This is a genomic window from Blochmannia endosymbiont of Polyrhachis (Hedomyrma) turneri (genome assembly GCF_000973505.1).
In the GTDB taxonomy this organism is placed as follows: Bacteria; Pseudomonadota; Gammaproteobacteria; order Enterobacterales; family Enterobacteriaceae; genus Blochmanniella.
Window position 1 is genome coordinate 1 of sequence record NZ_CP010048.1, and the last position, 23911, is coordinate 23911.

20 protein-coding genes and 1 pseudogene are annotated in these 23911 nt (G+C 29.0%); 15 read left to right on the forward strand and 6 right to left on the reverse strand.

Annotated features, from left to right (window positions below; all coding sequences use genetic code 11):
• The 10 genes from mnmG (at window position 1) to glmU (ending at window position 10336) form a co-directional block, all read left to right on the forward strand.
• The gene (gene mnmG, locus BTURN675_RS00005) at window positions 1-1914 is read left to right on the forward strand and encodes a tRNA uridine-5-carboxymethylaminomethyl(34) synthesis enzyme MnmG (RefSeq protein WP_046288570.1); all 1914 of its coding nucleotides are present in this window, start codon (window positions 1-3) and stop codon (window positions 1912-1914) included.
• Window positions 1915-2044: 130 nt separating this feature from the next.
• Window positions 2045-2860 carry a F0F1 ATP synthase subunit A gene (atpB, locus tag BTURN675_RS00010; RefSeq protein ID WP_046288571.1) on the forward strand — a complete coding sequence of 272 codons (816 nt, stop codon included), beginning with the start codon at window positions 2045-2047 and terminating at the stop codon, window positions 2858-2860.
• 105 nt (window positions 2861-2965) lie between these two features.
• Window positions 2966-3211, forward strand: coding sequence for a F0F1 ATP synthase subunit C (atpE, locus tag BTURN675_RS00015; protein ID WP_046288572.1), 246 nt, complete (start codon window positions 2966-2968; stop codon window positions 3209-3211).
• Between the two features lie 104 nt (window positions 3212-3315).
• Window positions 3316-3822, forward strand: coding sequence for a F0F1 ATP synthase subunit B (atpF, locus tag BTURN675_RS00020; RefSeq protein ID WP_046288573.1), 507 nt, complete (start codon window positions 3316-3318; stop codon window positions 3820-3822).
• Window positions 3823-4368 carry a F0F1 ATP synthase subunit delta gene (locus tag BTURN675_RS00025; RefSeq protein ID WP_046288574.1) on the forward strand — a complete coding sequence of 182 codons (546 nt, stop codon included), beginning with the start codon at window positions 3823-3825 and terminating at the stop codon, window positions 4366-4368.
• An 18-nt stretch (window positions 4369-4386) separates the two neighbouring features.
• Window positions 4387-5928 (forward strand): F0F1 ATP synthase subunit alpha, encoded by a 1542-nt coding sequence (atpA, locus tag BTURN675_RS00030; RefSeq protein WP_046288575.1) that lies wholly within the window; start codon window positions 4387-4389, stop codon window positions 5926-5928.
• Window positions 5929-6029: 101 nt separating this feature from the next.
• Window positions 6030-6905 (forward strand): F0F1 ATP synthase subunit gamma, encoded by an 876-nt coding sequence (gene atpG / locus BTURN675_RS00035; protein ID WP_046288576.1) that lies wholly within the window; start codon window positions 6030-6032, stop codon window positions 6903-6905.
• Between the two features lie 38 nt (window positions 6906-6943).
• On the forward strand, window positions 6944-8329 hold the full coding sequence (gene atpD, locus BTURN675_RS00040; protein ID WP_046289059.1) for a F0F1 ATP synthase subunit beta: 1386 nt from the start codon (window positions 6944-6946) through the stop codon (window positions 8327-8329).
• Between the two features lie 108 nt (window positions 8330-8437).
• The gene (locus BTURN675_RS00045) at window positions 8438-8854 is read left to right on the forward strand and encodes a F0F1 ATP synthase subunit epsilon (RefSeq protein ID WP_173424199.1); all 417 of its coding nucleotides are present in this window, start codon (window positions 8438-8440) and stop codon (window positions 8852-8854) included.
• Window positions 8855-8944: 90 nt separating this feature from the next.
• Entirely contained in the window at window positions 8945-10336 is a 1392-nt protein-coding gene (gene glmU / locus BTURN675_RS00050; RefSeq protein WP_046288578.1) for a bifunctional UDP-N-acetylglucosamine diphosphorylase/glucosamine-1-phosphate N-acetyltransferase GlmU, read from the forward strand.
• A gap of 28 nt (window positions 10337-10364) precedes the next feature.
• Here glmU and mnmE read toward each other — a convergent pair whose 3' ends face one another.
• From mnmE to rpmH, 5 genes and pseudogenes are all read right to left on the reverse strand, one after another.
• Window positions 10365-11822: a tRNA uridine-5-carboxymethylaminomethyl(34) synthesis GTPase MnmE gene (mnmE, locus tag BTURN675_RS00055; RefSeq protein WP_046288579.1), complete on the reverse strand. Its 1458-nt coding sequence runs from the start codon at window positions 11820-11822 to the stop codon at window positions 10365-10367.
• 105 nt (window positions 11823-11927) lie between these two features.
• Entirely contained in the window at window positions 11928-13595 is a 1668-nt protein-coding gene (gene yidC / locus BTURN675_RS00060; RefSeq protein WP_046288580.1) for a membrane protein insertase YidC, read from the reverse strand.
• A 69-nt stretch (window positions 13596-13664) separates the two neighbouring features.
• A complete protein-coding gene (gene yidD / locus BTURN675_RS03190) occupies window positions 13665-13877 on the reverse strand; it encodes a membrane protein insertion efficiency factor YidD (protein ID WP_071840769.1) in 213 nt (70 codons plus the stop codon).
• 16 nt (window positions 13878-13893) lie between these two features.
• Window positions 13894-14220 (reverse strand): annotated as a pseudogene (gene rnpA / locus BTURN675_RS03310) (ribonuclease P protein component); the annotation flags it as partial.
• Between the two features lie 79 nt (window positions 14221-14299).
• Complete coding sequence (gene rpmH, locus BTURN675_RS00070; RefSeq protein WP_046288581.1) at window positions 14300-14449, reverse strand: 50S ribosomal protein L34; 150 nt, start codon at window positions 14447-14449, stop codon at window positions 14300-14302.
• A gap of 683 nt (window positions 14450-15132) precedes the next feature.
• Between rpmH and dnaA the strand changes: the two genes are divergently transcribed.
• From dnaA to BTURN675_RS00090, 4 genes are all read left to right on the forward strand, one after another.
• A complete protein-coding gene (dnaA, locus tag BTURN675_RS00075; RefSeq protein WP_046289061.1) occupies window positions 15133-16530 on the forward strand; it encodes a chromosomal replication initiator protein DnaA in 1398 nt (465 codons plus the stop codon).
• Between the two features lie 5 nt (window positions 16531-16535).
• A complete protein-coding gene (gene dnaN / locus BTURN675_RS00080; protein ID WP_046289062.1) occupies window positions 16536-17651 on the forward strand; it encodes a DNA polymerase III subunit beta in 1116 nt (371 codons plus the stop codon).
• A gap of 132 nt (window positions 17652-17783) precedes the next feature.
• Entirely contained in the window at window positions 17784-20213 is a 2430-nt protein-coding gene (gene gyrB / locus BTURN675_RS00085; RefSeq protein ID WP_046289063.1) for a DNA topoisomerase (ATP-hydrolyzing) subunit B, read from the forward strand.
• A gap of 617 nt (window positions 20214-20830) precedes the next feature.
• Window positions 20831-21244 (forward strand): Hsp20 family protein, encoded by a 414-nt coding sequence (locus BTURN675_RS00090; RefSeq protein ID WP_046288582.1) that lies wholly within the window; start codon window positions 20831-20833, stop codon window positions 21242-21244.
• 157 nt (window positions 21245-21401) lie between these two features.
• Here the strand turns inward: BTURN675_RS00090 and BTURN675_RS00095 are convergent, their stop codons facing one another.
• Complete coding sequence (locus tag BTURN675_RS00095) at window positions 21402-22412, reverse strand: AI-2E family transporter (protein WP_046288583.1); 1011 nt, start codon at window positions 22410-22412, stop codon at window positions 21402-21404.
• 571 nt (window positions 22413-22983) lie between these two features.
• Here BTURN675_RS00095 and glyQ point away from each other — a divergent pair.
• Window positions 22984-23901, forward strand: coding sequence for a glycine--tRNA ligase subunit alpha (gene glyQ, locus BTURN675_RS00100; protein ID WP_046288584.1), 918 nt, complete (start codon window positions 22984-22986; stop codon window positions 23899-23901).
• Window positions 23902-23911 lie beyond the last annotated feature (10 nt).

Genomic DNA, 23911 nt, shown 5'->3' on the forward strand with positions numbered 1-23911 from the left:
ATGACACCACTATCACTACCCCTACCAAAAATTAATTTCGAAGTTATTATCATCGGCGGCGGACATGCTGGTATTGAAGCTGCATGGACCACATCAAAAAAAAAATGCAAAACATTACTATTAACCCACAACATAAAAACAATAGGAGAAATGTTCTGTAACCCATCAATCGGCGGAATAGGAAAAAGTCATCTAGTAAAAGAAATTGATGCAATGGGAGGACTAATGGGACATGCTGCCGATTATTCAGGCATACAATTCAGAACATTAAACACCAGCAAAGGTCGTGCTGTAAGATCTACACGAGCACAAATAGACAAAAAATTATATAAAAAATACATCCAACTAAAATTAAAACAACAAAAATACTTAACTATTTTAGAAGCAACAGTAAGTGATTTAATTATTTACAATAATATAATACAAGGAGTAGTACTTACCTTAACTAAAGAAAAAATATTTACAAAAACAGTTATTTTATGTACCGGAACTTTCCTAAATGGAAAAATCTATATTGGAATGAACGAATATTACAACAAAAAAATAGGAAATTTAAAATTAATAACAACTGCTAAAATATCTCAACAACTACAAGAAATCGGATTTCAAACACGTCGATTAAAAACTGGTACTTCACCCCGTGTTAACAAAAATAGCATCAACTTTTCCTCACTCGTTCCTCAATATAGTGAACAACCTATACCTTTTTTTTCATTTTTTAATACAATTAATATGCATCCCAAACAAATTCCATGCTATATTACTCACACTAACAAAGAAACACATAAAATCATTTCTAATAATTTACACCACAGTCCACTTTTTACAAAAAAAATATTAGGTATAGGACCTCGATACTGTCCATCTATTGAAGACAAAATTATACGATTCCCTCATCATGAATCACATCAAATATTTTTAGAACCTGAAGGATCAAATAGTTCTGAAATTTATTTAAATGGTATTTCTACTAGCTTACCTTTAAACGTACAAATAAAAATTCTTCGATCTATAAAGGGATTAGAACATTCAAAAATCACTAAACCAGGATACGCTATTGAATATGATTTTTTTGATCCAACACATTTAAAACTAACTTTAGAAAGTAAATTAATTCACGGACTATTTTTTGCAGGTCAAATAAATGGAACTACAGGTTATGAAGAAGCAGCTGCACAAGGTTTAATAGCTGGTATAAATGCTGCCTTATTTGTCAATAACCATGAATGTTGGTTTCCTAGAAGAAATCAAGCATATATAGGAGTACTTATAGATGATCTATGTACACAAGGAGTAGATGAACCATATCGAATGTTTACATCTCGTGCTGAACATAGATTATTATTACGAGAAAATAATGCTGATATTCGATTAACAGAAATTGCAAGAAAGTTGTTTTTAATTGATGATCGTTGTTGGAATATATTTTGCGAAAAACAAAATAATATTAAGAGTGAATACAAAAGATTAAAAAATATATGGATATATCCTTGTGATCAATCTAATGTACAATCGAATTTGTTAAGCAAACCTTTACAAAGTAAAATTAGTATTAAAAAATTATTATGTAGACCTGAAATTAATTTTAAAAAATTAATTAATTTAGGTTTATTTAAATCTTCGGTTAGTCCTCTTGTTCTTGAAGAAATAGAAACTCAAATTAAATATAAAGGATATATTGATCGTCAAAATAATGAGATTGCACGTCAATTACGAAATGAAATGACATATTTGCCAAATGACATTGATTATTCTTGTGTTACTGGTTTATCTACAGAAGTAATTCATAAATTGAATAATTATCAACCTACTTCACTTGGGCAAGCTTCAAGAATTTCTGGAATAACTCCATCATCTATTTCTATTTTGTTGATATGGTTAAAAAAACAAGGTTTTATGTCTTGTTTGGATTAATGTAAAAAAATTTTACAGTATAGAAAAAATTTTAATTTATTGTTTTATTAAGTTTATTGTTTATTATTTTATTAATTAATATATATATTATGTAATTCTATTAGTATTATTAGTATTAGGATGTATAGTTATGTTTAATGTTACAATTGCTCCAAAGGAGTATATTCAACATCATTTAATAAATCTTCAATTAGATTTGCGTACATTTGAGTGGGTTAATGAATCACAAAATACTTCGTCATTTTGGATACTAAATGTTGATTCATTATTTTTCTCAAATATATTAGGTATTTCTTTCTTATTTTTTTTTGTTTTTTTATCAAAATATATGACGAGTAATATTCCTGAAAAATTGCAAATGTTTGTAGAATTAATAATTTTATTTGTTGAAGACAGTGTTAAAGAAATATTTCATAAACGTAATAAATTAATTGCTCCATTGTCTATGACAATTTTTATTTGGGTTTTTTTAATGAATTTTTTGGATTTATTACCAATAGATTTTTTACCATATATAGTTCAGTATATATTTGGTGTATCGGTACTGCATGTAGTACCATCAACTGATATTAATATTGTTCTTTCGATGGCGATTGGTGTTTTTTTTCTGATGTTATATTATTCTTTTAAGCATAAAGGCGTTTGTGGATTTATTAAAAGTTTGATATTTTATCCGTTTAATCATCCTTTGTGTATTCCACTAAATTTTTTTTTAGAAATTGTTAATTTGTTATCTAAACCAGTTTCTTTGGGTTTAAGATTATTTGGTAATATGTATGCTGGTGAATTAGTTTTTATTTTGTTTGCTACTTTTGTGCCATGGTGGTGTCAATGGATATTTACTGTACCTTGGGCTATTTTTCATATTTTTGTTATTGTATTGCAGGCTTTTATTTTTATGATTTTAACGATTGTTTATTTATCTATAGCATGCGAGGAAGATTAATAAGATGAATATAATTTAGTGTAGATTGGTTTAAGTTTAGTTTTTTTATGTTAATAATAAGTTTAGTTTTTTGCGTTAATAATAAATTTATCGAGGATCATAATAATGGATCATTTATTAAATAACATAGATTTATTGTATTTGGCGGCAGCTATTATGTTAGGATTAGCAGCAATTGGTGCATCAATTGGAATTGGTATTTTAGGTAGTAAGTTTTTGGAAGGTGCAGCTCGTCAGCCTGATTTAATTCCACTTTTACGTACTCAATTTTTTATTGTTATGGGATTGGTAGATGCTATTCCTATGATTGCTGTAGCTTTTGGTTTATATATTATGTTTGCTGTAATATAAATATGAACGAGTAAGATTGATGAAATATATAACTTTGATATATTAATGAATATTTATTGGTTAGCTTTTAGTATTTTGATGATAAAGTAAATAGGATTGGTGTTGTGAATATTAATATTACAATTTTAGGTCAAGCCATATCATTTGTTATATTTGTTTTGTTTTGTATGAAATATGTTTGGGAACCAATAATTACTGTTATTGAAAAGCGACAAAAAATGCTTGCTGATATTTTTGCAAATGCGGAGCAATCTAAAAAAAATTCGGAGGTATTACGAATTGAAGCTAACAATTGTTTACAACAAGCTAGATGTGAAGCTGAATTAATTATAAAACGTGCGAACGAGTATAGTTTGCAGTTGATTAATCAGGCTAAATTTGATGCAGAGTCTGAAAAAAATAATATTTTATTCCAATCTCGGCAGATTTTGTCTATTGAAAAAAAGCGTGTTATTGAAGAATTACAGAAAGAAATGGGTCTAATGCTTATATCTGCTTTAGAAAAAGTTATGGTATGTTCTATAAATAAAAACATTGATTATAATATTACAAATATAATGCTTAACGATTTGGAACTTAATATTAATAATAAAATAAATAAGAATATATAGATGACTGAATGCTCTTTAACTTTATCGCGTCCATATGCTCAAGCAGCGTTTGATTTTGCGTTTGAGCATAAGACGTTAGACAAATGGGAATTTATGCTGTTTTCTGCGAAAAGTATTATTCAAGATGTGATGGTTAAAAAAGTGTTATCTAATGTTGATTGTATAGAGCCTTTTAAATTATCAGAGATATTAATTTCTATTGGGAGTCATAATTTTAATTGTTTTTTTCAAAATTTTATTCGAGTTATGGCTGAATATAAACGATTATCTTTGTTACCAGTTGTATTTGAACAATTTCTTTCTTTTCGCCGTGATTGTGAATTAGTTACTGAAATTAAAATAGTTACGGCTAATGTATTAAAAAATGATCAATTATTAAAAATAATTTCTTTTATGGAGAAAAGATTGTTACGTAAAGTTAATGTTACTATTAATTTGGATTATTCAATTATTGGTGGTTTTGTTATTTATTTTAATGATGTTGTAATAGATAGTAGTATAAGAAGTCGTATTGAACGATTGAAAAACGGTATATTGAAGGTTTAAAATAGGGGTAAAATTAATATGCAGTTAAGTGCTGTTGAGATTAGTAAGTTAATTAAACAACGTATTGCAGGGTGCAATCTTGATTATGAGGTACGTAATGAAGGTGTGATTGTTTCGATTAGTGATGGTGTTCTTCGTATATATGGTCTATCTGATGCAATGCAAGGTGAAGTTATTGAATTACCGGAAAATAAGTTTGCTCTTGTATTGAATTTGGAACGTGATTTTGTAGGGGCAGTAGTTATGGGATCACATGTTGGTTTGCTTGAGGGTATGTTAGTAAAGTGTACAGGTCATGTTTTGGAAGTACCTATTGGTTTTGGTTTATTAGGTCGAGTGGTGAACGCGTTAGGGCAGCCTATAGATGGGAAAGGGGAATTGGAAAATGTTGTTTTATCTCCAGTTGAATTGGATGCTCCTGGAATTCTTGAGAGAGAAGCTATAGATGAGCCTATTCAAACTGGTTATAAATGTATTGATAGTATGGTGCCTATTGGTCGTGGACAGCGTGAATTGATTATTGGAGACAGACAAACTGGAAAAACTGCTCTTGTTATTGATACTATTATTAATCAACGCGATAAGCATATTAAATGTATTTATGTTGCTATTGGACAAAAAGCGTCCAATGTTTCGAACGTTGTAAAAAAATTAGAGGAACATCGTGCCTTATTGAATACTATTGTAGTAGTGGCTTCTTCTTCTGAGCCTGCTGTATTACAATATTTGGCACCATACTCTGGTTGTGTAATGGGTGAGTATTTTCGAAATATTGGTGAGGATGCATTAATTGTATATGATGATCTTTCTAAACAAGCGGTGTCGTATCGTCAAATTTCTTTATTGTTGCGGCGGCCTCCTGGTCGTGAAGCATATCCAGGTGATATATTTTATTTGCATTCTCGGTTGTTAGAAAGAGCTGCTCGTATAAATTCAGATTATGTTGAATGTCTTAGTAATGGCAAAGTGAAAGGAAAAAGTGGATCTTTAACTGCTTTGCCAATTGTTGAAACTCAGGCTGGTGATGTGTCTGCTTTTATTCCTACTAATGTTATTTCTATTACTGATGGTCAAATTTTTTTAGAATCTAGTTTATTTAATGAGGGTATTCGTCCTGCAATGAATCCTGGAATTTCGGTATCACGGGTGGGAGGTGCTGCGCAAACTAGTATTATGAAATTTTTGTCTAGTGGTATTCGTACAACATTAGCTCAGTATCGTGAATTAGCTGCTTTTTCTCAATTTTCATCTGAATTAGATGAAATTACAAACAAACAGTTACAGCATGGTAAGAAAGTTACTGAGTTGTTAAAACAAAATCAATATGCATCAATGTCTGTTTCGCAACAATCGATAGTATTGTTTTCGGTTATGTATGGTTATTTAGATGATGTCGAATTTAGAAAAATTGCAAATTTTGAACGTTCTTTAATATCATATATGGAGCGTGAAAATAAAAAATTTATGCAGTATATAGATGAGAATGGGTTTTATAATGAGGATGTTAAATTAAAGATTCATGAGATGTTAGATTTCTTTAAGCGTACTCAATCTTGGTAGATTTTTTAAGAAGCATGGTGTTGTATAATTTTGAATTAATTAAAATTACAGTAATATTTTTGTTTTATGTATAATATTTTTGGTGATGGAAGAATATAATAATGTTTAGTATGCAGGAGATACGTTCTCAGGTTAATAGTATTCAAAGTATAAAAAAAATTGCTAAAGTTATGGAAATGGTGGCTTTATCAAAAATGAAAAAAACTCAACAACGTATGTTGGCTAGTCGTCCATATACAGATATGATTCGCAAGGTTATTACTCATGTTGCGTTAGGTAATTTAGAATATAAACATCCTTATTTAACTATCCGTAAAATTCGTCGTGTGGGTTATTTAGTAATATCTACAGATCGTGGATTGGCTGGTAGTTTAAATATTAATGTATTTAAGAAAGTATTGTGTGATATTGAAAATTGTCATTCTGAAGGTATAGAAGTGAGTTTATTTTTAATTGGCGCTAAGGCTTGTGCTTTTTTTTCTTTTATGAAAGAAAAAATTGTGAATTATCTTACTGGGATTGGTGATAATCCTGGTTTATCTGAATTAATTAGTCTTGTTAAAAGTATTTTAGAGTTATATGATGCGTGTTATCTTGATAAGATTTATCTTATTTTCAATAAATTTAAAAATGTACTGTCGCAGGTTCCACATATTTTTCAAATTTTACCTTTATTGCCTTTTGGTGAACAACAAGAAGAGAATTTGAAAAATAAATTTTGGGATTATTTGTATGAGCCAGATCCAAAAATATTGTTAGATACATTATTAGTTCGATATATAGAGTTACAAATATATCAAGGTGTTGTGGAAAATTTAGCTAGTGAACAAGCAGCCCGTATGGTAGCAATGAAATCAGCGTTTGATAATGCTGAGAATATTATGAGAGACCTGAAATTGATTTATAATAAAGTGAGACAAACAAAAATTACTCAAGAATTGATTGAAATTATTTCTGGTTCTATTGCAGTTATTTAATAATTTGGTGTAGATTGTTTTATAGGATGGATCATACAATGGAAAAAGGTAAGATTATTCAAGTTATTGGTGCGGTTATTGATGTTCTATTTTCAATAGATTCAGTACCTAATATTCATTATGCCTTAGAAGTGAAATGTGATTCTAGAAAATTGATTTTAGAGGTTGAGCAGCAGTTAGGTGGTGGTGTGGTTCGGTGTATTGCAATGGGAGTTTCACATGGTTTACGTCGTGGGTTAGAAGTTTTAAATTTAAAAAAGACTATCGAGGTTCCTGTTGGCACAGGAACGTTAGGTCGTGTTATGAATGTTTTGGGTGATCCTATTGATATGAAAGGTGATATTGTATCAAATGAAAAATGGTCAATTCATCGTTCCGCTCCATTGTATGAGGAATTATCTAATGTTCAAGAAATTTTAGTTACTGGTATTAAGGTTATTGATTTAATATGTCCTTTTGTTAAAGGAGGTAAAGTTGGATTATTTGGTGGTGCAGGTGTTGGAAAAACTGTAAATATGATGGAGTTTATTCGTAATATTGCAATTGAACATTCAGGGTATTCTGTATTTGTTGGAGTGGGAGAACGTATCCGTGAAGGACATGATTTTTATCATGAAATGCGTAATTCTCAGGTTTTAGATAAGGTTGCTTTAGTATATGGACAAATGAATGAACCTCCTGGTAATCGGTTCCGTGTAGCGTTTACTGGTTTAACTATAGCAGAGAAGTTTAGAGATGAAGGTCGTGATGTGTTGTTATTTATTGATAATATTTATCGCTATACTTTAGCTGGTACTGAAGTATCTGCGTTGTTAGGTCGGATACCATCAGCTGTAGGTTATCAATCAACTTTATCGGAAGAAATGGGTGTCTTACAGGAACGTATTACTTCTACTAAACAAGGTTCGATCACTTCTGTGCAAGCTGTATATGTTCCTGCGGATGATTTAACAGATCCATCTCCTGCTACTACTTTTTCTCATTTAGATGCTACTGTGGTTCTTAGTCGACAAATTGCTGCTCTTGGTATTTATCCAGCAGTTGATCCTTTAGATTCAACTAGTCGTCAATTAGATCCGTTAATTATTAGTCAAGAACATTATGAGGTAGCTAGATCTGTACAATCTATTTTACAAAGGTATCAAGAATTAAAAGATATAATTGCTATTCTTGGTATGGATGAGTTATCTGAAGATGATAAGTTATTAGTATTGAGATCTCGAAAAATTCAAAGATTTTTGTCTCAGCCTTTTTTTGTTTCTGAAGTTTTCACTGGTTTACCTGGTAAATATGTACCACTAGAAGATACTATTTTTGGTTTTAAAGGTATTATAGATGGTGAGTATGATCATATTCCTGAGCAAGCTTTTTATATGGTTGGTTCTATTGAAGATGTTATAGAAAAAAGTAAACACATTGTGTGATGATAGAATGTTATAATGGTGTGTCATCTTGTTTGAATTATGGAGGTATGATTTTTAATCATATCATATTAGTGTAGTGAGTGGTATAATATTTCAGAGGTATGTTATTTGATGAGGTCTTATTATTTAGATATTGTTAGTGTTGAGGAAAAGATATTTTCTGATTTCGTTAAAAAAATTCAAGTAGTAGGTAGTGAGGGTGAAATGGGCATTTTTCCACGTCATGCCCCGTTACTTGCTTATATCAAACCTGGTATAGTGCATATTTTTATGATAAATAATGAGATAAAATATATATATTTATCTGGTGGTATTTTAGAGGTCCAGCCTGATGTGGTGACAATTTTAGCAGATGTGGCAATTCGTGCTGAAGATCTTGATGAAAATAAGGTTGTGGAGTCCGAACGAAAAGTACAAAAGTCTATTAGTAATTTTTATAATAATGATTTAGGTTATGCTCAGATTGCTGCAGAGATTTCTAAAGCAATTAGAAAACTTAGAATGCTTGAACGCGTGAAGCGGTAATTGTCATTATTGTTTTGTATTTTTTTAGCGAAGTTAGTTTAATAGTTTATAAATATTAATGTTATTGATTATATTAAGAAGTTTTATTGTATGTTGTGTAAAATATTTAGTACAATTATTTTAGCTGCTGGAAAAGGTAGAAGAATGTGTTCAAATATACCCAAGGTGTTGCATCGGATTGGTGGAAAATTTGTTCTTCAATATGTTATTGATACTGCTATACGGGTAGGTTCAAAAGATATCTATGTAGTATATAGTGATGATTATGGTAAGAATATTTTAAAAGATACTTTGGGTGCACAAAATAATTTTGTTGATTGGGTGTTGCAAAATCCAGTATGTGGTACTGGGCATGCAGTAAATCAGGTACTTTCTTTTTTGTCTGATGATATTGATATTTTGATTTTGTATGGTGATGTTCCTTTTGTTTCACCTTATACATTGCGTAAATTATTTGATGCTAAACCTGTAGGAGGTGTAAGTTTGTTGACTGCGTTTTTGCGAAAAAATAGTGGATATGGTCGAATTATACGACAAAATGGAAAGGTTAGTAATATTATTGAAGATAGTGATCTTACTGAAGATCAAAAGGATATTCATGAGGTTAATACTGGTGTTATGGTAGTAACTGGTCGAGATTTAAAACGTTGGGTAAATTGTATTAAATGTGTTAATGCGAATCGAGAGTTTTATTTAACAGATATTATACATATGGCTTGGTTGGAAGATTGTACAGTAAATACTGTTTTTCCTAAAGATAATAATGAGGTAAGTGGTGTCAATAATAAATTACAGCTTGTTGAATTAGAAAGGATATATCAAAAGAAACAAGCTGAATTTTTATTATCTAATGGTGTGTTTTTATCGGATATTTATCGATTTAGCTTACGGGGTAAATTGTATCATGGTGACGATGTATATATTGATGTGAATGTAGTTATTGAAGGTACAGTGTGTCTTGGAAATCGTGTGAATATTGGGATAGGTTGTATTTTGAAAAATAGTGTTGTGTATGATGATGTCGTAATTTATCCTTATAGTTTGATTGATGGTGTTAAGATTAGTTCTCATAGTATAGTTGGTCCATTTGCTCGATTACGTGCTGGGAGTGAGTTAGGGTCGGAAAGTGTTATTGGGAATTTTGTTGAATTAAAAAATACTCGACTAGGGGAAAAATCTAAAATTAATCATGTGAGTTATATGGGTGATGCGGATATTGGTAATATGGTCAATATTGGTGCTGGTGTTATATCATGTAATTATGATGGTTTTGATAAACACAAGACAGTGATTGATGATAATGCTTTTGTTGGTGCGGATAGTCAATTGGTAGCTCCTGTTACAATTGGAGCAGGAGCTAAAATTGGTGCTGGCACTACTGTGACTCGTGATGTTTTACCGGATGAAATGATAATTAGCCGAGTTCGTCAGTTTCCTATTACTTCTTGGAAGCGTATTTTGAAAAAGGATAATGGTGATTGAAAGTATTTGGTGATTAAATTTGTTGTAGTTATTTTCCTATGCAAAAAGTAGAGAATATTTTTTTAAGTAGTTCGTTTGAATTATATTTTCCTGTGATTTTTTTTAATTCTATGTATGCGTATCGTAGTTCTTCTGCTAAGATTTCATCATATTCTTGTTGTGTGTTATTACTGTAATTTTTTATTATTTTTTTTGCTTTTAGTAGGTGTTGATAGCTTGATTTTAATGCTTCTATATGTCGTTGATGACTTATAAAATGTTTTTCTTGGTCATTTGTGAATGGTGTTATGTTATTTTCTAGGTGTTTTTTTATTAAATCAATTCCCTTGTTGTATTTTGCAGAAATAGTAATTGTTGTTTGTTGGTTTGTGTGTGTGATATTTATTTTTTCATTTGTTAAGTCAGCTTTATTTCGTATAATCGTTATGGGTGTTTTGTCATCAATGAGTTGTTGTTTTATTTTTAATTGTAATTGTAGATGTTCTTGATATGAAGAAGGATTATTACTGTCTATAAGAAGTAGAATATGGTTTGCTTGTTTAATTTCATTCCATGCTCGTTTAATTCCAATTTTTTCAATTTCATTTTCTGTTATGTGTTTTTGTGTATTTTGTTGTTTCAGGTTGTTTGTTTCTTGTAGACCTGCAGTGTCTATAATTTGAATTAGTATGCCGTTATTAAGTTGTATGTGTTCATGTAATATATCGCGTGTAGTACCGGCGATTGGTGTTACAATAGCTGCTTCTTTTTCTGATAATGTGTTAAATAAGCTAGATTTTCCAGAGTTTGGTTTACCTGTAATTACTACTTTTATACCCTGTTGTATTAATATGTTATTTTGTGCGTTTTGATATATTTTTTTTATTTTATTAATTATATTGTTTGTTTGGTTTTTTATGTTAGTGTAATCAATGATTTTTATTTGTTCATCTGGAAAGTCAATATTTGATTCAATGTACATTCTTAAATTAGATAGTTGTTGTTCTAATGTGTGTATTTTTTTAGAAAATTTTCCTTGTAGTGTGTTTGATGCTAATTGTGCTGAACGATATGAAGTGGCATTAATAAGATCAGCAATAGCTTCTGCTTGAATTAGGTCTATTTTATTATTTATGAACGCACGTTCAGAAAATTCTCCTGGTCGTGCTATTCTGATGTATTCGGGTGATATATTTAAGATATTTTGTATTATTGTATTTAAAATGATAGGTCCTCCATGTCCATGAATTTCTAGTATATCTTCTCCAGTAAAAGAATTTGGTTTTGGAAAAAAGAGTGCAATAACGTTGTCTAGTATGTTTTTGTGTTTGTGAGCATATAATGGTAGATGTGTGGCTTGACGTGGATATGGTAATATTTTTAATAATTTATGAGATATTTTTGGGACGAGTGTTCCTGATATTCGTATAACACCTATGCTTGATTGTCCCAGAGGAGTAGCAAGTGCAACGATAGTATCTAAATAATAATGATGATTAGTAGTCATTTTTTGAATTTTAATATTAAATATAATCGTTTATGCATTGTTGTTGTGTGATTTAAGATTTGTAAAGTTTCAGTATTAATTATTATCATTATTATGTTATGATCATTACTTATTTTTATTATTTATTGTTAGTCCTTTTTTTTCTAATTCATGATAAATAATTTGTTGTTGAACAATGGTGATAATATTACTGATAATATAGTATAACACTAGTCCAGATGGGAACCATAGAAAAAATATTGTAAAAATTATTAGCATAAATGTCATTATTTTTTTTTGCATGGGATTAGAAATGCTGGTTGATGGTGATAATCGTTGTATAAGAAACATAGTAATTCCCATAATAATTGGTAAAATATATAAAGGGTCTTGGGATGATAAATCATGAATCCATAGTGCGAATTTAGCATGTCGTAGTTCAATAGAACTGGATAACATGTAATATAGAGCTAAGAAAATAGGCATTTGAATTATTAACGGTAGACATCCTCCTAATGGGTTTACGTTTTCAGATTTGTATAGTGTCATAATTGCTTGGTGATATTTATATTTATCGTTTTTAAATTGATTGTGTATTTTTGTTAATTTTGGTTGTAAAAGTCGTATTTTTGCTATAGATATATATTGTGCTTTTGTTAATGGGTATGTAATAAATCGTATAATCAGTGTGATAATAATAATAGCAAATCCCCAGTTATGAATATAATGATGAATGAATTGTAGTAATTTAAATAGTGGTTGTGAAATAAACCATAGCCACCCATAATCGATAGTTAATTCAAGATTTGGAGCTATAAGGGCCATTTTTTCTTGTATTTTAGGTCCAATCCACAGAATGGTTTTTAGTGTGTGTTTGTTATTTGCTGGAATGTCAATAGGTGATGTTTTAAAATTTATTGAAATTTTATCATTATTTAAATATTTTGTATAAAAGATGATACTATTATTGGGTATTGTTGGATACCAGGCAGTAATGAAGTATTGTTCTAATATACTTATCCAACCATTTTGTTCTGTTATAATATGTAGGTTATGATTCTTGATGTCTTTGAATGAGTATTTCTGATATTTTTTGTTTACAGTAGAATATGCTGTGTTTCTGTAATTGTATAAAGAGAGAAAATTATTGTTATTTCGTGATTTAGGATAGTGTATGGATTGAATTAAATTGCCAAAAAGTTCGATGGTTTGTGTTTGTGCGCTTGTATTGTTTATATTATAATGTACATGTACAGAAAAGTCGTTTTTGTTTAAAACGTATGTTTTAGTATATTTAATGCCATTATTATTAGTGTAATATAATGGCACATGAATTGTTTTTTGATTATTTTTCAAGATATATCTATTGTTTTGGTTGTTGTTGGTTGTATAAAGCGGTCTTTGTATTTGAAAAGGTCCGTCGGGAATGTTGGGGTGTATTAAACCGCTTTTTGCTTGATATGTAAATTCTTTTGATGTTTGTAGTAAATGAAAAGGTTTTTTAGAGTTTAATTTTTCTGAATAATTTAAAAGATAAGCTTCTTCAATATCTCCACCGTAAGTGTTTATTTTTAATAATAATACGTCTGTTTGTATTATAATGATTTTATTATTATGTGTATTATTGTTGTTGGTAGTGTTGTATACATGATTTTTGTTTATTGTTAGTTCTTGATAATTGTTTTTATTATCAATATTTTTTTGTTGAATTTGTTGATCTGTTTGCCATATTTGCCAAATAATTAAAGATACAATTAATAAAGATATGATGAGAAAATCACGTTGTGAATTCATTTTAAATTTTTCCTATCTTGAATCTTTAATTGATTTTTTGTTGATTCTTTTGTTGAATGAAATATGTTTTTATTTAAACTTTGTTATTTTAACAAAAGGGTGACATTTCGATATGCGTATTATAAGCATCCATGTGCCTTTTAGTGCACCAAAATTATTTATTGCATCAATTCCATATTGTGAACATGTTTTTTGAAATCGACAACGAGGTTGCATTAATGGGCTGATGATTATTTGATATGTTTGTATTAATTTTGTTAATAATTTTATGAGTAGAGGCATGGTATCGCCATATTTTTTTTAACATGTTTTTTAAGGTATCATTATGTAATGATAAGATATCTTTTTTTATTATGATAATGAAATCTATGTTAGATAATATATTATGTTGATATAGTCGGAAACTTTCTCGTATTTGGCGTTTAACATGATTTCGTTTATGTGCATGTTTAATGTTTTTTTTGCTAATTATAATTCCAATACGTGGATAGTTTAAATTATTTATATTAATATATGTAATTATTTCGTTCGTGAGAATTTTATGTGAGTTTCTAAAGGCGAAAAAATAGTCACGTGAAGATCGCAATCGTAATTTTTTTGAAAAAGACAATTTTTTCACGTTCATGTTAATCAATTTGAAAATCGTAAATTATTGACGTGGTTTGAAATTGGTAGTTATTTAGTAGTTTATGTGCGATATTTGTTCAGTGATTTTTTTTTGTTGCAGTTAATTTTATTCTTCCTTTTGCGCGACGTCGTGATAATATTTTTCTTCCATTACTAGTAGCCATGCGTGCTCGAAACCCATGAGTACGGATTCGTTTTATTACAGATGGTTGAAAAGTTCTTTTCATGTTATTTAATGTTTATTTGTAAAATTACTAATATTACTGATGATATGATAATTGTTAATGGTTATTTTTTTTGTATAACACCGAATGGTAGTAAAAAAAAATTTTATTAAATATTTGTAACTTTAAATTTATGCAGTCTGAATTTTATAGAATAAGTTAAAAAATGCAAGATATTTTTTAATTTTTTGAAGTATAGAATTATAAATTCTATATGATTTTTTTATTAAAAATATACTATTGTATAGTATAGATAGTAATTTTTTTATTCAGTCTATGTATGATTATTTTTGTAAAATATTAAATTTTGTGTTTACAAGGTACATTTAAGAATTTATATATTATTTATGTTAAGAATTTATATATTGTTTATGTGTTGTATTGATTGGCTATGATGATGTGTTGTATTAGTTGGCTATGATGTTTGGTATTATATTTAAGTAACTTTTATGTGTGTTTTTTATATGCAGCAATATGAAACATGTATTATTTTTGAATATATTATATTAATTTTTAATTAACAAATAATAATTTAAGTTGTTATGATGTTTTTTGGGTATAAAAGCTGTATTTTTGTAGTAGTTTTTTATTTGATATTTTTTTATTTTTGTACAACATAAGAGTGTTTTTAAAAACGTAACATTTATCATTATAGTGGTTTTAATTTTTATGTGGAGTTTTTTGTTGTGTCATTTTCGATTTGGCAATATTGTCTTATTTTTTTGAAAAAAGAATTATCTGCTACAGAATTCAGTACTTGGATACGCCCTTTGCAGGTAGAGTTAATTAGTAATATTTTGACAATTTATGCACCTAATCGTTTTGTTTTAGATTGGATTAGGGCTAAGTATTTGAGTCATATTAGTTCCTGTTTAAATAGTTTTTGTGGTACGAATGCGCCGTTATTATGTTTTAAGATAGGGAAAAAACCTTTACATATTAGTGATTCTGGGAAAGATAATATATATAATTCTGGTCGATCGTCTATTTTATCTTCTATTGGAAGAAGTTCAGGATTTGTGGTATGGAGTAATTCATCATCTCAATCGGAATTATTTTATCAATCTAATATAAATCCCAAGCACAATTTTAATAATTTTTTAGAAGGTAAATGTAATCAGTTGGCTCGAGCTGCAGCTCAACAGATAGTTGAGCATAATATAGGAGGTATTTATAATCCTTTATTTTTATATGGTGGTACTGGTGTGGGTAAAACACATTTGTTACATGCTGTGGGAAATGGTATTATGATGAAATGTTCTAGTGCTAAAGTGGTGTATATGCGTTCTGAACAATTTGTTCAAGATATGGTGCAGGCTTTACAAAATAATACTATTGAAAAGTTTAAACTATATTATCGTTCTGTTGATGCATTGTTGATTGATGATATTCAATTTTTTGCTAATAAAGTACGTTCTCAGGAAGAGTTTTTTCATACTTTAAATGCGTTGTTAGAAGGTAATCAACAGATTGTTTTGACTTCTGATTGTTATCCTAAAAAAATTCAGGGTCTTATGGATAGGTTAAAATCTCGTTTTGCATGGGGATTGACAGTAGGCATTGAGTCGCCTGAAGTAGAAATTTGTGTAAGAATATTAATGCAGCGAGCAGAAGAGAAGAATGTTATATTTCCTCAAGATGTTGCATTATTTATTGCTAAACGTTTGCATTCTAACATTCGTGAATTGGAAGGAGCTTTTAATTGTGTAGTAGCTAATTCTAATTTTACTGGAAAATCAATTACGGTTGAGTTTGTTCGTGAGTCATTGAAGGATTTATTTTCTTTTAGAACGCGTATAGTGACTGTTAATCATATTCAAAAAATTGTTTCAGAATATTATAGAATAAAAATTGTGGATTTATTATCTAAACGTCGTTCTCGTTCTCTTGTTCGTCCAAGACAAATCGCTATGGCTTTGTCTAAAGAGTTAAGTAATAATAGTTTATCTGAAATTGGTAATGCTTTTGGTGGTAGGGATCGTACTACAGTATTATATTCTTGTAAAAAAATTAAACGATTGTGTGAGGAAAATCATTGTATTAAGGAAGATTTTTTACATTTAACTAACATGTTATTTTCTTGAAATTTATGTATATTATTATTGAGCGGAATTTTGTGTTTCATGCATTACAGAATGTATTAGGTTTTGTTGGGGGGGTTAAATCTTCTTCACCGATTTTAGGCCATATATTATTAGAAGTTCGTAATAATAATTTGTTTATGATTGGTACTAATATTGATATTGAAATTGTCGTATATATTCCTATATATAAAATATATGATATTGGTCAAATTACTGTTCCAGCAAAAAAGTTTTTTGATATATGTCGTGCTTTGTCTGTAACTTCGAAAATTATTCTACGATATCAGGAAAGCAAATTGTTTATATCTTCTGAAGGTAGTTCTTTTTCACTTGTTACATTTTCTCCGTTGGATTTTCCTAATATGGGTGTGTGGGATGCTGAAATAGAATTTACTGTGTCATCAAATGTTTTAAGGAATGTAATTGAATTAACGCAATTTTCGATGGGTAAACGAGATGTCCGTTATTATTTAAATGGTATGTTGTTCGAGTTCAATATGAAAAATCTGTGCGCGGTAGCTACTGATGGCCATCGATTAGCATATTGTTCAGTGTTAATTGTGTCAACAGAAGTAGATATAAATTCATCTTTTTCTATTATTGTTCCTCGTAAATATGTAATTAGTATGACACGAATGCTAGATGTTAATGAGGAAAAGATCAAATTGAAAATAGGTAGGCAAAATATATCTATTGTAGTCGGTAATTATGTTGTAACTTCTAAATTAATTAATGGTATTTTTCCGAATTATAAATCTGTTTTTCCTAAGGAATCAAAATTTGTTTTAGAAGTAGCTGTTAAGAAGTTACAACAAGCTATTAAACGTGCTATGATTTTATGTAGTGAGAAATTTCATGTAGTTAGATTTTTGTTAGGTCTTAATCAGTTAAAGATTGTTAGTAGTAATCCTGAACATGAATTGTCGGAACAATTGTTAGATGTTGTTTATTCTGGACGGGATATGGAAATTGGTTTTAATATTTATTATATTATAGATATATTGAATGTTATAAGATCGAATACGGTACGTTTTTTATTAACGGATGAACATTCTAGTGTGAAGATTGTGAGTTATCCAATGGATATTAGTGTGTATATTATTATGCCTATACGTTTATAATTTGATATATGTTTACGTAAATGTACTTTAAATTTATGGATGGTTGCATGTAGTTGTTGTTTGTAAGTGATATTGTGTGTTTTTATATTAAAAACATTGTTTATAATTCAAAATTATTGTGAGAAATTATTAATGTTAAATTTGTATGATTCTTCAAGCATTAAGGTGCTTAAGGGTTTAGAGGCTGTACGTAGACGTCCTGGTATGTATATTGGTGACACTGATGATGGTACAGGATTACATCATATGGTGTTTGAAGTTATAGATAATGCTATTGATGAAGTGCTTTCTGGTTGTTGTAAAATAATTATTGTGACTATATACCAGGATGGTTCAGTATCTATAGAGGATGATGGTCGTGGAATTCCTACTGATCTTCATGAGGAGGAAGGTGTATCTGCTGCTGAAGTTATTATGACTGTATTACATGCTGGAGCTAAATTTGATAATATTAATTATAAAGTATCTGGTGGATTACATGGGGTGGGTGTATCAGTAGTTAATGCTTTGTCCAGAAAGTTAGAATTAATTATCAAGCGGGATAGTAAAGTTCACCGACAAGTTTATTATGAAGGGAAACCACAATTTCCATTAAAAATTATAGGGAAGTGTTCAAAGTGTGATCATGGCACTTATATACGTTTTTGGCCGAATTTTTCTATTTTTTCTAATAAAATTGAATTTCAATATAGTATTTTATCCAGGAGGTTACGTCAATTATCGTTTTTAAATTCTTCAGCGTCGATTATTTTGAGAGATTGTAGAGTATGTCCTCACAGAGAAGATAATTTTCATTATCAGGGAGGCATTAAATCGTTTATAGAGTATTTAAATAAGGATAGAGTACCAGTTCATTCTAATGTTTTTTATTGTTTGAATATTAAAGATAATGTTTCTGTTGAAGTGGCTTTACAATGGAATGATGGTTTTCAAGAAAACATTTATTGTTTTACTAATAATGTTCCACAGCAAGATGGAGGTACTCATTTATCAGGTTTTCGGGCGGCGATTACAAGAACCATGCATTTTTATATGCATAAAGAAGGATATGATAAAAAATTCAAGGTGGTTACGATTGGTGATGATGTTAGAGAGGGGTTAGTTGCTATAGTAGCTGTTAAGATTCCAGATCCAAAGTTTTCTTCTCAGACAAAAGATAAATTGGTATCCTCAGAAGTTAGAATTATAGTTGAATCTTTGATATACGAAAAATTATTAGAGTTTTTATTGGAACATCCTAATGATGCTAAAGTGATTATAAATAAAATTGTTAGTGTTGCACGTGCTCGTGAAGCGGCACGAAAGATTCGTGACATTACTCGTAAAAAGAGTATGTATGATTTTGCTAGTCTTCCTGGAAAATTAGCTGATTGTCAAGAGAAGGATCCTAGTATGTCTGAATTATATTTAGTTGAAGGTGATTCTGCTGGTGGTTCTGCCAAACAAGGTAGAGATCGAAAAAATCAAGCTGTTTTGCCTTTGAAAGGTAAGATTCTTAATGTTGAACGTGCACGATTTGATAAGATGTTATCTTCGCAAGAGTTAGTTATGTTGATTACCGCATTAGGATGTGGTATTGGTCGTGATGAATATAATCCAGATAAGTTACGTTATCATAATATTATTATTATGACAGATGCTGATATTGATGGTTCACATATTCGAACGTTGTTATTAACTTTTTTTTATCGTTATATGCCTGAAATTATTGCACGAGGTCATGTGTTTATTGCGCAACCACCATTGTATAAGGTACAAAAAGGGGTCAAAGAACAATATTTTAAAGATGAAGAGTCTATGTATCGATATCAAATTTCCATAGCTGTGGATGGTGCTTCTTTATATAATTTAAAGAATGATTTTCCGCGTATTTCTGGGGGAGATTTAGAGACGTTAGTAGCTGAATACCATGAGATACAAAAAGTGATTGCTCGTATGCAGTATAGATTCCCAATTTTGTTATTGGATCGATTAATTTATCATCCAATTTTAGTAGAGACAGATTGTCGGTATTTTGAACGTGTTAATATGTGGATGCAATTGTTAGTACAAAAATTAAATAATTGTTCAGCACATGGTACTAGTTATAGTTTTGTAATTCAATTAGATTCTATAAAAAAATGTTTTGAGTCGATACTTCAAGTAAAAAATTATGGTGAAATTACAAATTATTTATTAAATGCTGATTTTATTAATAGTGTTGAATACAAACAGCTTATGTATTTTGGTAAAAAAATACAAGGCGTGTTTTTATCAGATACTTATGTTGAGAAGGGTGCGTTTTCTAAGCGTGTTGATTCATTTCGATCATTGGTTGCGTGGTTATTGCAGGAGTCTCGTAAGGGGTTGATTATACAACGGTATAAAGGTTTGGGAGAAATGAATCCTAATCAATTATGGGAAACGACTATGGATCCTAATAATCGTTCAATGTTACGTGTTACTGTGAAAGATGCTTTATTGGCTGATCATTTGTTTAACACTTTGATGGGAGATTCGGTTGAGTCTCGTCGTAAATTTATTGAAAAATATTCTTTACAGGCAAGTAATATAGATGTTTAGGTTTTGGTGCACAAGTACTTATTTGATTATTATACTATAATAAGTAAATAGATAAATTTATATTGATAATATATTTTAGCTGATTGTGCTGTATTGTGATTAATAAATGTGTAATTAAGACAAAATTATGGTTTTTTTTAGTGTAATTATACTAAAAATTATTTATGATGCATTTTCTTGTAGTGATTGGAGTGTTAAATGTTATAAAAAAATATTTTTTTATCGTCGTATATTTCTATGATATATTTAACAAAAGAATTTGATTTTTTTAGATTATTTTCATGTTAAGTGAGGAATATTCTATGTTACAATATTGAAAGGTAGTATATTAATTATTATTGGTAATAGTATTTGTAATATATCTATAAAAAAGTATTTGTATTGTGGTATAATTAAATGAAATTTTAAATGTCAGTTTGGTGTATCAGAGAATGTAAAGGTAATGTATGTTAATTTAAAAAGTGGATTATTAAATGTATATTTAAAGCGTTTTTTTGGTAAAATTTTTTTTTAAAGTCTAATCGAATTAAAATTAAAATAGTGAACAGTAGTGGTGTTTGTATATTTTTTATATACAGATGCTATGATTGTTTTCGTGATTTTATGGAGAATGATATATGCGTGATTATGATTTTTCACCATTATTTCGTCAATGGATTGGATTTGATCAATTGGCAAATGATATGCAGGAAGAAAAGGGAGGATTAAGTTTTCCGCTTTATAATATAGCTAAATCGAGTGATAATCAATATCGTATTACTTTGGCGTTAGCTGGTTTTAAGCAAGAAGATTTAATTATTGAATTACAAGGTACTCGTTTAACTATTTCAGGTCGTCCAAATATGGATGGAGAAGATCAAATAAAAGAATATTTACATCAGGGTATAATTTCTAAAGAATTTTCATTGGAATTTACCTTAGCTGAAAATATGGTGGTTAAACATGCCCGTTTTGGTAATGGTTTGTTAAATATAGATTTAGAGAGACATCTTCCTGAATCTATGAAACCTTGTCGTATTTCTATTGATTAATTATTAATATGTCGTATTTTTTATCAGTTGTTGTTGCATGTTTAAAATGTTAATTTTTTTTATTACAATTAATTATTATAATTATTAAGAATAGTGTTGTTGTTTTATTATGATGTATAGAAGTGAAGGTATAGTAGTGGCAATAGTGTAATTTTCATTAAATTAGATTGTGTGCTCGTAGTTCAGTTTTCAAATAAGCGTAATAAATTGGTGCTGCTATTATGCCTTCTAATCCAAAAATTGATTCAAATAATAACATAACTAACATTAATTCCCACGGTTGGGCTTTTATGCGATTTCCGATAATTTCAGCGTTGAGAAAATACTCTAGTTTATGAATTAAAATTAAATATACTAACATCATTCCACCTGCTATTAATGAAATTGAAAGTGCAGAGATAGTAATTATGATGTTGGACATGATGTTTCCTACAATTGGTAATAATCCGAAGATAAAAGTAGTTAATGTTAATGTTTTGCTAAGTGGTAGTTTGTCATTAAATATTAAAGGAAATATAATAAAAATTATTATAGATGTGAATAATGTGTTTATTAAAGATATTTTTATTTGAGCAAATACAATATTATGAAATGCGTTTGATAAGTGATGTATGCGTTGTAATAATTGAGATATGAAATATGTATGCTTTGTAGTTGTTGGTTTACTTAATGCGATGACTGTACCAATTATTAATCCAATAAATAATGTAATTAATCCATGCAAAAATGTATGTCCCATATTTCGGATGAAAATTAAATTGGATTCGATAAAAATAAAAATTTGATCTTTAAGTTCTTCAGTGCTGTTTGGCAGCCATGAAGGAAGAAATATCGGAACATGTTTTTTTACATCATTGAAAATTCGATTAATTTCTGTAATTAGGTCAATTTTTTTTTGAAAATCTTCTAAGAATGTGATTAAGCTGATTATACCTAATGTCATACTGCTCACAACTATTGTAGAAATAAAGGCAACTACCAACCATCTAGCTTTAGCTTTTTCGCTGCCAACTATTTTTTCAAATATTGTAGCTAGTGAAATGATAATTTCATATGAAAGTAATCCAGAAATGAAACAAGGAAAAAGATGTAATGGAATAATAACAATGATTAATGTGAATGTTAGTAAATAGCTGATCATTTTTATGGAAGATTCTTTATTTATCATTTTTTATCATTATTTTATATATAGTAAAATCATTACATAGTATGGATTATCTCATTTTATTTATGTTATGTGTAGTGTATATAGTTTATTGTTTTATTGTTATATATGTGTTTTTAATTGATAGATGATTAATAAAATAGGTGTTAGTTATGTGTGATAAAATATCATTTTTCTGGATGTTTTAGGGGTGTCTGTATTGTTTTTGTATTATGTTATCAAGTAGTATTATTATTAATAATTGTTTATTCTATATTATATTTTGTATTTGTTATAAAATTACAATATTTAATATAAGTAGGTTTAGGTTTTTTTGTTGGTTTTTTTATGGAGTTATTATATGTTTTTAAGAATTTTGTTATTTTTTTTTATTTTTCAAACAAAATATAAATTTAACGTTTAACTTGTAGTTGTTTATTTTTATTTGATTATTTGTTTTTTACGTGTATATACAGTAATTTTATTCGATCTTGAAATTAGGATATGATTATGTTAGTTAATAATGCTGTGTGTTATTTTTTTAATGATATTTATAATTTAATTAGTAAATTTTTTTTTGATAGATAGAGTTGAAATGGAAAATAGTCCTGTGAAAACTTTTCAAGAGTTGGTGTTTGATCTTCAGAGTTATTGGAGATGTCATGGGTGTATGATAGCTCACTCTTTTGATATGGAAATTGGTGCGGCTACTTCACATCCAATAACATTTTTACGTGCAATTGGACCAGAGCCTATATGTGTGGCATATATTCAAGCATCTAGACGTCCAGTAGATAGTAGATATGCTAAAAATCCAAATAAGTTGCAGCATTATTATCAGTTTCAAGTTATTATGAAACCACCTCCAGAAAACATTCAAGATTTGTATCTTGTTTCTTTGAAATCAATTGGATTAGATATTATGGATCATGACATTAAATTTATAGAAGATAATTGGTCTAATCCTACTCTTGGAGCTTGGGGTGTAGGTTGGGAGGTATGGTTAGATGGAATGGAAATTACGCAATTCACTTATTTTCAGCAGGTGGGTGGATTAGAATGCAATCCGGTTATGGCTGAAATTACATATGGGTTAGAACGTTTAGCTATGTCTTTGCAAAAAGTTGATAATGTTTATAATATTGTGTGGGATAATTATTTATTAGGTCCGGTAACATATGGTGATATTTTTTTTCAAAATGAATTAGAACAGTCTCAGTATAATTTGGAATATGTTGACGTTAATTTTTTATTTATGTGTTTTGCGGAGTATGAAAAACAAGTTCAGTATTTGATTCATTTGGAACCTCCGTTATCAATTCCAGCTTATGAGTATATTTTGAAATTAGTGCATGTTTTTAATTTATTAGAGAGCAGAAAAGTGATTTCTGTTATGGATAGGCAGAATTATATTTTGCGTATTTGTAATCTTACTAAAATAGTTGCTGGAGCTTACTATTTATCTCGAAAATCATTAGGTTTTCCTATGTGTGTAAATGATAAAATAAGATAAATAGTGATAT